An 11,738-nucleotide genomic window follows, 5' to 3' on the forward strand; every position below is an offset into this window, starting at 1 on the left:
TCGATGACCGAGTAGTGCTCTGCGTCGCCGGCGACGACGCGGCTCTTCTGCCCGTTCGGGTGGACCGGGACATCACCGGCGAGGGTGATGCGCTCGAGCCGTCGGTACTGGTCGTCCCAGTCGGCCACGGCGTAGTGCTGGGTGGCGCGGTTGTCCCAGATCGCAACGTCGCCGAGGGACCACGTCCACCGAACGGTGTTCTCCAGTTTGGTCACCCGGTCCTGGAGAAGGTTGAACAGCACCTGTGATTCCTTGGTCGGCAGGCCGATGAATCCCTTGATGAAGTGGCCGAGAACGAGGGTCTTCTCACCGGTTTCAGGGTGGACGCGCACCACAGGGTGCTCGGTCTCGAAGTACGTGGACTGGAATTCCTTTCGATACTCCGCCGACTTCTCGTTCTGGATCTTCTCTGCGGACGTCGCGGAATAGTCGTAGGCGTTCGAGTGCGTCGCCCACAGATTGTCGACAAGAGCCTTCAGCGAGTCCGGGAGGCTCTCGTAGGCTGCGACCTGCGATGCCCAGGTGGTGTTCCCGCCGTATTCCGGGAGCTGCACGGCGCGAAGAATCGATGCCTTGGGGATGCGGTCGACGAACGTGACGTCCGAGTGCCAGCTGTTGGCCTTGCCGTACTCGGAGTCGATGGCAAGAGTCTTCGTGCCCCGCGATGTCACGGTGGGGTGCGGCGTCGTCGGAGAACCGAGAAGCTCGGCGAACGCGTACTGACTTTCGTCGTCGAGGTGGTCCTGTCCGCTGAAGAAGATGACCTTGTGTTCGAGCAGTGCGCGCCGGATGAAGTCGACGGTCTCCGTGTCCAGGTCACCGCCCAGGCGGACACCCTCGATACGCGCGCCGATCTTGCCGCCGACCTTCACTGCCCGAAGGGATGTCGCGGTAACGGTGTCTACTGACATGGAGCGAGCCTTTCCGTCGGAGGTGCACTGCACGAAAAATAGAGGCGCAGTGCGGGATTGCATCACCGCACCATAGAACCGTCGAGCAATCCACAGTTTGGATCACGAAGATTGCAAGTGCCTCGAAACGTTGTGGTTCCGCAGGTGCCGGTGCTAGCTTCGCTGCACACTTGCGTCTCTCCTTGAAAGCGAATCGTCTTGAGTACAAACATGTCTTTCGACCGGCGCACTCTGCTGCGCGGTGCGGGCCTGAGCGCGCTGGCCATCTTCGGTGCGGCCGCGTGCTCGTCCGCGGTGGGTGAGCAGCAGGACGCAGGCTCGTCCGACGCGACCCCGGTGCGCGGCGGAACGCTGAAAACTGCGGTGACGCAGGACGTGGTGCCGGCGAACTTCCTGACCAACACTGCGGGTGCGACAACGGTCATCGGCCTCGTCTACGAAAGCTTGATCCGGTATCCGCACGACGAGGTATCGCCGACGCCTTTGCTTGCAGAGTCGTGGACACTCGCCGACGACGGCCTGTCGCTCACGCTCGAACTGCGAGACGATGTCACGTTCCATTCCGGGAGGCCGTTCACCTCGACGGATGCCGAGTTCTCGATTCGCACCTACGCGGACCCCACGTGGACGGCGCAGTTGCGCAGTACCGCGGCGGCGATCACGGCCTTCGACACCACCGATCCGCACCGGCTCGTACTGACGTTCGCGCACCCCCTGGGCAACATCTTCGATCTCCTCGACACCGTCCCGATCCTGGACAGCGAATCGATCGACCAGCTGAGGACGGGTGAGAAGTTCGTCGGTACCGGTCCTTTCGTTCTCACCGAACGCACGCCGAACCAGTCGCTCACCTTCGTCCGCAACGACAGTTACCGGGTGCCGGAGCGCCCGTATCTGGATCGCGTGGAAGTGTCGATCATCCCCGACGCCCAGGCGTTGACGAACGCCATCAGGTCGGGTCAGGTGCAGGCGGTCACCAACATCAACTACCGCGACGCGGAGACGCTCGCGAACGGCGGGGCACACACGAGCAACAACCTCGAAGGTGCCGAACTGCAGATCTACGTCGGCACCAACGTGCAGAACCCGGCACTGTCCGACGTCCGGCTGCGTCGGGCGATCGCGTTCGCGCTGGACCGGGACCGGATCATCGCCGAGGTATTCCGGGGTGCCGGATACCCGATCAATGTCCCGTGGCCGAAAACGTCACCCGCGTACGACGAGGACCTCAACGCGACCTTCACCCTCGATACGGACCGCGCGAAAGCGTTGGTCGCCGAGGTCGGAAACATTCCCGCCCTGCCGCTGACCTATCAGGCGGGAAACCCGTACTACGAGGCGACCGCGCAGATCGTGCAGGCGAACCTGGCCGAGATCGGCGTCACGGTCGAACTCGATCCGGTCGAGAGTGCCGCATTCGTGAAACAGCTGATCGGGCAACAGTTCCCCGCGCTGTGGGTGACGTTCCATTCCTGGGCGCAGTACACGCCGTCGACGCTGACGGTCAGCGCGTATCCGTTCAATGCACTGAAGAACGCGTCACGGTACGAGTCGCCCTCGTATCAGGCTGCTGCCGACGCGGCGTGGCAAGTGGCCGACGGCACCGGCGACGAGGCGAAGGAGAAGTACTCGGCGGTCAGCCAGGAGCTGCTCGAAAGCTTGTTCCTGATCGAGATCGGCGTGACGTTCAACCAGGTTGTCACCGCCGACAGCGTGCACGGTCTCGATTGGACGAAGCGATCGGAAGTCCTGCTGACGGATGTCTTTCTGTCATGACGCGCTACCTGCTGCACAAGATTCCGTCGGCACTGCTCGTACTGTTCCTCGCGTCCGTCGTCATCTTCCTGGTGCTCCGCCTGGTACCGGGTGACGCCGCGACGACATTGGCCGGGCCCGACGCGTCCGAGGAATCTATCGCCGCGATCAGAGCGCAACTGGGACTGGACAAATCGATCCCGGTTCAGTACTCGACCTGGCTCTGGGGCGTGGTCACGTTCGACCTCGGGCGCTCGTACGTCATCGGCGGAACCATTGCGGACCTGGTGTTCGACGGCCTGCTCAACACCGTCGTGCTGTCGGTGACGGCGCTGCTGCTGGCGGTCGTGGTGTCGGTCGGGCTTTCGGTTGCGTCCGTGGCGTGGCCGAGACGCTGGCTCACCGCGCTGGTCAACGGTGCCAACACCGTTGCCGTGGCGTTGCCGCCGTTCGTGTCCGGTGTGCTGCTCGTTCTGTTCTTCGCTGTGTTACTGCCGGTACTGCCGGCGGGCGGGGTACCGCCCGACGGGTTCCTCGCTCGTCCCGACATCACCGTGCAGTATCTGCTTCTCCCCGCCGTGTGCCTGGCATTACCGGTGGCGGCCGCTCTGACGCGGTTTCTGACGGAGTCCCTGCGCACCGAACTGAAACAGCCCTACATCACCACAGCTCGGTCCCTGGGAGTGTCGCAGTGGAATCTGGTGTCGCGCTCGGCGCTGCGAAACGCACTGCCCACGATGGTCACCGCGTTGGGTCTGCAGACCGGGCAGTTGCTCGGGGGTGCTGTTCTGGTCGAGGCGATCTTCGCGTGGCCAGGTATCGGTCAGTTGATCGAGCAGGGCATCAGCCGGCGTGATTACCCCGTCGTGCAGGTCTTGCTGCTGTTGTCCGTGACGGTGTTCGTCGCAGTCCAGCTCCTGACCGATGTGGTGCACGCCTACCTCGACCCCCGGATTCGCATCGGAGCACCGTCATGACCGTCCTCGACGAACCAGTAAGGACGCGGACCAGGTGGAGTGGCCTGACGAGTGGTCAGGGGCTGGTGGGAGTGATCATCGTCGGTGTCATTGCGCTGGCCGGTATCTTCGCTCCGCTGTTGGCTCCGTACGATCCGCTGGAACAGATCTCCAGCGCAAACTTGCTGGCGCCCAACGCGGATCATTGGCTGGGAACCGACCAGGTCAACCGCGACGTGCTCTCGCGAGTGCTGTACGGCATCAGAATCGATCTCGAGATCGCATTTCTCGCGGTGCCGATCGGTGCGATCATCGGTGGTCTCGTCGGGTTGGTGTCGACGCTGCATCCGGCGGCCGACACTGCCGCACAACGAATCTTCGACGTCGTGCTGGCCTTCCCCGCCTTGATCCTCGCCATCACGCTCGCCGCCATCATCGGTCCTGGTGCGTTCACCGTCGGCGTGGTGATCGTCCTGGCCGAGCTGCCGATTTTCGGTCGGTTGATCAGAACATCGGTGCTGAAGGTGCGGGAACAACCGTACGTCGAAGCGGCCGAGGTCATCGGAGCGGGCAAGCTGTTCGTCCTGCGCACGCACGTGCTGCCGAACTCGCTGGAGCCCATCGGAGTTCAGGTAGCGCTGTCGCTCTCCCTCGCCGTGTTCGTCGAGAGTGCGATGAGTTTCATCGGTATCGGCGTCCGGCCGCCGGAACCGTCGCTCGGGTCGATCATCTCCGACTCCATCCCGAATCTGGACATCAACGCGGCGTTCGCTGTCGGACCGCTCGTCGTCGTCGCACTGCTCGTCCTCGGCTTTCTCCTCATCGCCCAGGGCATCGGACGGGAGCGTCGGTCATGACCTTATTGAAGATCGAAGATCTCACCATCGCGTTCGGGACGGCTGCACCGGTCGTCGACGGAGTGAGCATCGGCGTCGACGACGGTGAGATAGTCGCACTGGTGGGTGAGTCCGGTTCCGGTAAGTCGCTCACGGCCCGAACGATTCTCGGGTTGCTACCCGACGGTGCCGACGCGACCGGCTCGGTGACTCTCGGAGACACACAGTTGATCGGCGCGAACGAGGCTCTGCTCGGGTCCGTCCGAGGCGTCCGGGCAGCGATGATCTTCCAGGAGCCGCAGACCGCTCTCAACCCGGTCCAGAAGATCGGGTGGCAGATCACGCAAGCTCTGCAGGCACACGGCAGGATATCCAAGTCAGAGGCTCGCTCCCGGGCGATCGAACTGCTGGAACTGGTGGAGATTCCCGACGCCGCATCCCGGGTCGATTGGTATCCGCATCAGCTGTCCGGGGGCCAGAAGCAGCGTGTCGTCATCGCCCTCGCACTGTCCGGTGAACCTGACCTTCTGATCGCCGACGAGCCGACCACAGCGCTGGACGTCACCGTGCAGGCCGAGATACTCGACCTGTTGCAGCGGCTGCGTAAGACTCGTGGCACAGCCATTCTGTTGATCACCCACAACATGGGGGTCGTCGCGGAGATCGCCGATTCGGTCGTGGTGATGCGCGAGGGCCGAGTGCTCGAGAGGCAGCCGGTGGACCGGTTGTTCTCCGATCCGTCGCACCAGTACACCCGCGATCTACTCGACGCGGTTCCACGACTGCACGAGGTCCGTGATCGGCTGCACGAGAAAGGATCCACCGAGGTCCTCCGCCTGAGCGACGTCTCCGTCGTGTATCCGGGTCGCTTCGGTGCGGCGTCCTTCACCGCGATCGAGGGCGTCGACCTGACGCTCTCGGCCGGCGAAGTGGTCGGATTGGTCGGTGAATCCGGTTCGGGAAAAACGACTCTCGGCCGACTCGCGCTGGGGCTGGTGCCTGCGACCACCGGCAGAGTCGAGCTACTCGGGGCGACGGTCGGACACTTGCGTGCGTCGGAACTGCGGGCGCTTCGGCGAGGCGTCGCGCTGGTGCATCAGGATCCTGCGGCCTCGCTGGACCCGCGCCGCAGCGTCGGGCAGAGCATCGGTGAGCCTTTGGTGGTGCACAAAGTGGCCACCGGCGCCGAGGTGCGCTCGAGGACGAAGCAACTGCTCGAATCGGTCCGTTTACCAGCGGACTTCGTGGACCGCAGACCGTCGGAGCTCTCGGGTGGGCAGCGTCAGCGCGTCGCACTGGCTCGGGCTCTCGCGCTGTCGCCGAAGCTGCTGGTAGCGGACGAGCCGACGAGCGCGCTCGATGTGTCGGTGCAAGCTCACGTACTGGAGTTGTTCGCCGAGTTGCGGGAAGAATTCGGCTTCGCCTGCCTCTTCGTCAGCCATGACCTGGCTGTGGTGGACAGCGTCGCCGATCGGGTCGTCGTACTTCGGCGCGGGACAGTGGTGGAGGAGGGGCGCGCCGCTGAGGTGTTCCGGAACCCGCACCACGAGTACACCCGACATCTGATCGAGAGTGCACCCGCTGCACCCGTGCGGGCCGGATGAGGCGGTTCGGCGCGCACGGGTGACAGAGGGTTACTTCACGACATCGGCGAGCCAGATGTCGGAGATGGTTTCTGCGGCCCAGGGGAGGCTGAGGGCGCTGGCGCCGCGGCGGAGGACCCAGGTGGCCTGCGATCCCGAGTTCGGCTGGGCGTCGTTGACGGCGTGATAGCGGCCGTCGACGACGGGCGGAAGGCGCTGGAAGAGCCCGGAGGACTCCCGGGCCTGCTGGGTGGCGTCGTCGAAGTACGAGACGATCAGGATGTCGCCGTCCAGCTTCTCGAGTGCTTCGTTCGCAACGGCGGGATCGTCGGTGAATTCGGCGGCGATGGGGTTGGGTGTGAATCCCAGGTCCGTCATGAAGGATTCGGCGGTGCCGCCTGCGACGGAGTAGTAGTCGATGCCGCTGTCGGCGCCGTAATCCGTTGCGATCGTGACGGTTTTGCCCTCGTACTCGGGATGTGCGGCGGCGACGTCGGCGATTCTGCGGTCGGCCTCGTCGATGACGGCCTCCGAGGCGGCTCGAAGATCGAGGACCTCGCCGACGATGCGCTGGCCCTCGCGCCAGTCCGCCTTGTCACCCGGGAGGGTGGACAGGTCGACGTAGGGTGCGATGTCGGTGAGTCGATCCACGTCCGTCTGTTCGAGACCGTAGTTCAGCGAAATGATGACGTCGGGGTTCGTGTTGGCGATGTTCTCGAAGTTCACCGGGTCGCTGCGGGTCGCTCCGTCGACGAATTCGATCTGCGAGAAGTAGTCGGTGTCTCGCCATTCCCAGACCGGATCCTCGGTCAGCGCGTACACCGGCGTGACGTCGAGTGCTTGGAGGGCGTCGAGGCCGGTGTTGAAGCCGATCACTGCGACGCGTTCGGGACGCTCGGCGATGACGAAATCGCCCGCCCAAGTGTCCACTGTGAGGGGGTACTGCGTGGTGCCTTCGGCATCGGGCAGGAGTCCGGACGCCAGGGAGTCGGTACCGCTTCCCTCCGGGTTCTCGGACGACGAGCATCCGACGAGCGCCAGCGCGGCCGTGGCGGCGACAACGGGTATCAGGCGCGACCAGCGTCGCCTCGCAGTGGTGGAGTGCATGGACAGATCCCCTTCTAAGTAGACAATTCGGACAACAGGTTAGGCTACGCTACTCTCAAGTCTTGCTCAGTGTGGGACAGGCAGGATGTATGCGTCGAACGTGACGTTCGACGCATCGCTGCAGCGCACAGCGCCGCTGAGCTGAACGAATGTAAAGTTAGTGTCCGCCTGGCCATTGAAAACCGAGCATCGCACGGGCATCATCTGTGGCATGCAGCAGACCATCACCACAGAAGAACAGCGCGCCCTCGACGAGATCCGTTCGAGGCTTGCTGTCCAATTCCCCGAGGCCGATGTCGACGCGGCCGTGGCGGAGGCGCATCGGAAGTTCGACGGCGGGTCGATTCGAGATTTCGTGCCGCTGTTCGTGGAGAAGGACGCGATCGCGCGTCTGTCCTGATGCGCTAACCCGTCGGCGCCGGCTGGCACGCTGGGCACCACCAGGTTCGGCGTCGCGCGGGATCGCCGGGGACTTCGGCGGTGACGGCGATGGTGGTCCCGCATCGAAGGCAGGGCTTGCCTGCACGGCCGGCGACCCAGTGCTGCCGTCCTTTTCGGCGGTCACCCGTGGTGACCTGGTGAGCTCCGTCGACTGTGGCGGAATGCGTCATCGCCCGGTGTAGCAACGCGACGAGCGCGGGTGCATCCACCGAATCGGCCGGTCGCTGCGGGTGCAGGCCACGCAGGAAGCAGAGTTCGTTGGCCCACAGGTTTCCGGGCCCGGCGACGACGCGTTGATCGAGCAATGCCGAGATGATGGGCACGCTGCCTTGCGCCCTGACGTTCGATGCGGCCAGCGCGGCATCGAAATCGTCGTGCAGTGGATCGGGCCCGAGGTGCGCGAGAAGTCGGTTCATGTCGGGGCGGGAGCCGTAGTCGACGACGGGGAGCGTCAGACCGTAGGCGGTGGGTCCGTCCGTGCAGGACAGCTGAACTCGGACATCGGGGTTCAACCGCGTGGGCAGTCGGCGGCCGGGACGCGTGACGGTCCAGGAACCGGTCATCTTCAGATGGGTGTGCAGCGTGGCCCCGTCGTCGAAGTCGGTGAACAGATGTTTGCCATGGGTGCGGTGCCCGGTGATCACCCGCCCGGCGAGATCGACGGTCGCGTGCGCCGGGACGTTCAACCTGCCGAGGCGCAGTGTCTGCCCGTCCAGCGCCGCTCTCAGGCGTCGGGCGAGGCGGTAGACGGAGTCACCTTCGGGCACGCGGCGTTCTCACGCTTGTCGCAGTAGCGCGGTCGTGCGTTCCGCATCGACGGGGCGGCCCAGGTGGAATCCTTGTGCCAGATGGCATCCGGCGGCTGCGAGTGCGTCGTACTGCGCCTGGTTCTCGACTCCTTCGCCGACGACGGTGACATCGAATGCGATGGCGAGCATGACGATCGCGGAGACGACTGCTTCGGCACGTTCCCCGGGCAGTTCGGCAATGTAGGACCTGTCGATCTTGAGGCACTCGAACGTCGGGTAGCGGTCGAGGTAGGCGATGGAACCGTAGCCTTTGCCGAGGTCGTCGAGCAGCAGTGCGACGCCCATCGCGCCGAGGGCTGCGAGGGTCGCGGAGACGCGGGCGGTGTCGGAGACCCATACGGTTTCGGTGATTTCGAGGCCGAGGGCCTCCGGCGGTAGCCCGGTCTCGCGTAGGACGGCGGCGACGTCGTCGGGAAAAGCGCTGTTGCGCAGTTGAAGAGCGCTGACGTTGACGCGGATGGTGATGTCGGAGAACGTTCTCCACTGCACTGCCTGCGCGCAGGCAGTGCGGAGCGCCCACGAGCCGAGGGCTGTGGCCAGGCCGGTTCTTTCCGCTACGGCGACGAACTCGGTCGGTTCGATCGGCCCTCGCTCCGGATGGTTCCAGCGTGCCAGTGCCTCGACTGCGACGATCTTGCCGGTCGAGATCTGTATCAGCGGTTGATAATGCAGCCTGAGATCCCCTGCGGCCAGTGCATTTCGAAGGTCGATGGACAACGAGCGGACGCGGTCCGCGTCGTACAGGTCGTCTCGGTCGAAGAGCGCGTACCCGCCGTCGCCGCTGTCCTTGGCGCGGTACATCGCCAGGTCGGCTCGGTGAATGAGATCGCGCCGGGACATCGACGGTTCCGACAGGGCGATGCCGATGCTGACGCTCATCGGGATCGGGCCGTCGCCCGGACGCAGCGGTGCGCTCAGCTTCGAAATGATGTGACGAGCATAGTCTTCTGCCTGGTCGGGTCCGTCGATGTTCTGGTACATGATGAGGAACTCGTCGCCGCCGAGCCGGGCCACGGTGCCGCGTTCTCCGACGGCGTCGGTGAGGCGCTCGCTGAACCGGACGAGTGCACGGTCGCCGCTCTCGTGTCCGAGGCTGTCGTTGATGATCTTGAAATCGTCGATGTCGAGCAGCAGGAGCGCAACGTGACTGCGTTCCGAATGGTTGCGCATGAGCGCGTCGTCGATGAACTCGTACGCCAGCGTCCGGTTGGGGAGCGACGTCAAAGCGTCGTGCATGCTCTTGAGCCACAGCTGTCGATCCAGCTCCACTCGTTTGAGTGCCGATGTCACGACGCTGGCGACGGCGGCGAGGAAGCTCATCTCGTCGGCGCTGTACATGCGCGGCTCGTACCCGTACACGGCCAGTGCTCCCCAGTGTTCGGACGAGGCGAAGGGCACCGGCACCGCTGCCCCGCTACGCATCTGGAGGCTTTCCATGGTCGAGGTGTCGAAGCGATCCTCGGTGGTGATGTCCGGGCAGATCACCGGGATGTTGTGCTGCAGTGCGTAACCGGCCATGGAGTGATTGCCGGCCGGAATGGACGCGCGAGTGGACAGGGTTCTGCTGGCAGCGAGAACGTTGAGGGTGCTGTCGCCGGTGTGCGCCTGGTGGACGACCGCTGCGGATTCGACGCCGAGAAGCGTCGCGGCGGCCAGCGCTGCGGCCGACATCAACTGTGCGAGGTCCGCATGTACGGCAAGGCGGCTGAGTTCGGCGAGCGCCTGCTGCTCGGCGGCATGCTGCCGGGCAGTCGCGGCCACGGCCTGAAGTTCCTCGTCGCGGTGATGCCCGGCCGTTCGGTCGCGGATGATCGTCGCGATTTTTCCGGGCACACCGTCGTGGTTCTCGAGGACGAAAGCCGACACGGCGACGGGGATCGCCACGTCCGTGCGGTGGTGGCGAAGTTCGCTCAGCCCTCGCCAGTGACCGTGATTTCTCAGGCTCGCCTCGACCTCGTCGGCCACCAGGAGGCCGCGAACGGTGAAGAACATGTCCGTGGTGAGGACCTCGTCGTCCGTCAGGGAATCGAGGCCCACGAGTGCGCGTCCGGCTGGATTGACGTACAGCACCGCGCCCGAGAATTCGGACAATGCGATCAAATCGGGCGACAGGTCCAGTATCGCCTGCAGTACGGCCAGGTCATCGGTCGGATCCGGCATAGCCGTCCTTTCAGGCCAACTGACAGTCGACAACACATCGTATGGCCTGGCCCAGCCGAAAGTACTGGATCCGTGGGAGCGCACAAGAGCCGTCGGATACCCCGCGACGGCGGAACCGAATCACTTGGCCTCTTCCGCCGACAAACCTTTTGGTTTCCCTGCACACTGACGAAATGTGGTGGTGGATTCTGGGCATCCTGGCGCTGTGGATCGTGATAGCGCTCATCTTCGCTCTGCGCATCAGCCGTGGGCTGGGATCGATCGGCAACTGGGACGACGAGGACGAGGATCTCTAGAGCGCCGGATACACTATGCGTCGTCGATTGCAGTTCGCGGTCGACCCGGAGGGTCATCCGTCGAGCAGCGGCGTTGTCACCCGGAGCAGGTGCACGCCATGGTTCCGCGCTGCTACCTGCATCAACGTTGATTGCATGCAGCTCGGACTGAGGTGAACGATGGCAGAACCCACCGCGCGAGCGTCGGACAATTCGCCGACGTTGTTGGGACTCGCGGACTTCGCGCGTGACCTGCGCAAGGGCAATCGCACGGTCGAGGAAACCGTTCAGCAGATCCTGGCGCTGTCGATCGAACTGATCGGCAATGTCCACCACGGATGCGTGACCACCCTGGAAAAGGGGAAACGCACCGTGGTCGCGTCGACGGATTCCGTCGCCGAGGAGATGTGCCGGCTGCAATACGAGCTGGACGAGGGGCCCATCGACAACGAACTCCAGCACCTCGACACTGTGGTGTCCGGGGAGCTCGACGGCGAGCAGAGGTGGCCACAGTTCGCGAAGATCGCGGTGGCCGAAGGGGTGCGATCCCTGGCTGCGTTCCGGCTGTACTCCGGTGACGGCGACCTCGGCGCACTGGTGTTCTACAGCAAGAGCACCGATGCGTTCGACGAGGACGATCTGATCGTCGGGGAAGCCGTCGCGACGCACGCAGCATTGGCTCTCCTCGCCGCGCGCGAACGGGATCAACTGAAGTCGGCGCTCGCGCGGCGGGACATCATCGGCCAGGCCAAGGGCATGCTGATGGAGCGGTACTCGATCGACGCACTCCGTGCCTTCGACCTGCTGGTCAAGCTGTCCCAAGAACGTAACCAGCGACTCCACGACGTCGCCGCAGAACTCGTCGCCGTCGAATCGGTGTCGCAGTAGTCCGAGGTCGACAATGC

11 protein-coding genes are annotated in these 11,738 nt (G+C 64.5%); 7 read left to right on the forward strand and 4 right to left on the reverse strand.

Annotated elements, in window-relative coordinates:
* On the reverse strand, positions 1-911 hold a 911-nt coding region (locus BH95_RS22695; protein ID WP_052060208.1), incomplete at its 3' end, for a TauD/TfdA dioxygenase family protein.
* Positions 912-1,121: 210 nt separating this feature from the next.
* Here BH95_RS22695 and BH95_RS22700 point away from each other — a divergent pair.
* Genes BH95_RS22700 through BH95_RS22715 form a run of 4 tightly spaced genes read left to right on the forward strand, consistent with a single transcriptional unit; the run spans position 1,122 to position 6,062 of the window.
* Positions 1,122-2,687 carry an ABC transporter substrate-binding protein gene (locus BH95_RS22700; RefSeq protein ID WP_037184237.1) on the forward strand — a complete coding sequence of 522 codons (1,566 nt, stop codon included), beginning with the start codon at positions 1,122-1,124 and terminating at the stop codon, positions 2,685-2,687.
* Positions 2,684-3,643 carry an ABC transporter permease gene (locus BH95_RS22705; protein WP_019665654.1) on the forward strand — a complete coding sequence of 320 codons (960 nt, stop codon included), beginning with the start codon at positions 2,684-2,686 and terminating at the stop codon, positions 3,641-3,643. Before BH95_RS22700 ends, BH95_RS22705 begins: the two co-directional genes overlap by 4 nt.
* Complete coding sequence (locus BH95_RS22710) at positions 3,640-4,479, forward strand: ABC transporter permease (RefSeq protein ID WP_033188915.1); 840 nt, start codon at positions 3,640-3,642, stop codon at positions 4,477-4,479. Before BH95_RS22705 ends, BH95_RS22710 begins: the two co-directional genes overlap by 4 nt.
* On the forward strand, positions 4,476-6,062 hold the full coding sequence (locus tag BH95_RS22715) for a dipeptide ABC transporter ATP-binding protein (RefSeq protein ID WP_037184240.1): 1,587 nt from the start codon (positions 4,476-4,478) through the stop codon (positions 6,060-6,062). The genes BH95_RS22710 and BH95_RS22715 overlap by 4 nt, the downstream gene beginning before the upstream one ends.
* Before the next feature lie 30 nt (positions 6,063-6,092).
* Here BH95_RS22715 and BH95_RS22720 read toward each other — a convergent pair whose 3' ends face one another.
* Positions 6,093-7,148, reverse strand: coding sequence for an ABC transporter substrate-binding protein (locus BH95_RS22720; RefSeq protein ID WP_037184243.1), 1,056 nt, complete (start codon positions 7,146-7,148; stop codon positions 6,093-6,095).
* A 211-nt stretch (positions 7,149-7,359) separates the two neighbouring features.
* On the opposite strand from BH95_RS22720, the gene BH95_RS22725 reads away from it, so the two are divergent.
* Positions 7,360-7,548: a three-helix bundle dimerization domain-containing protein gene (locus BH95_RS22725; RefSeq protein WP_033188998.1), complete on the forward strand. Its 189-nt coding sequence runs from the start codon at positions 7,360-7,362 to the stop codon at positions 7,546-7,548.
* A gap of 4 nt (positions 7,549-7,552) precedes the next feature.
* Here BH95_RS22725 and BH95_RS22730 read toward each other — a convergent pair whose 3' ends face one another.
* Entirely contained in the window at positions 7,553-8,356 is an 804-nt protein-coding gene (locus BH95_RS22730) for a DNA-formamidopyrimidine glycosylase family protein (protein ID WP_020110544.1), read from the reverse strand.
* 9 nt (positions 8,357-8,365) lie between these two features.
* Positions 8,366-10,558, reverse strand: a complete 2,193-nt coding sequence (locus BH95_RS22735; RefSeq protein ID WP_020110545.1) for a putative bifunctional diguanylate cyclase/phosphodiesterase — start codon at positions 10,556-10,558, stop codon at positions 8,366-8,368.
* Positions 10,559-10,731: 173 nt separating this feature from the next.
* On the opposite strand from BH95_RS22735, the gene BH95_RS29835 reads away from it, so the two are divergent.
* Both BH95_RS29835 and BH95_RS22740 read left to right on the forward strand, forming a co-directional pair.
* Positions 10,732-10,854, forward strand: a complete 123-nt coding sequence (locus BH95_RS29835; RefSeq protein ID WP_019665661.1) for a hypothetical protein — start codon at positions 10,732-10,734, stop codon at positions 10,852-10,854.
* 159 nt (positions 10,855-11,013) lie between these two features.
* Complete coding sequence (locus BH95_RS22740; protein WP_019665662.1) at positions 11,014-11,721, forward strand: GAF and ANTAR domain-containing protein; 708 nt, start codon at positions 11,014-11,016, stop codon at positions 11,719-11,721.
* Positions 11,722-11,738 lie beyond the last annotated feature (17 nt).

Source organism: Rhodococcoides fascians A44A, assembly GCF_000760735.1.
Lineage (GTDB): Bacteria > Actinomycetota > Actinomycetes > Mycobacteriales > Mycobacteriaceae > Rhodococcoides > Rhodococcoides fascians_E.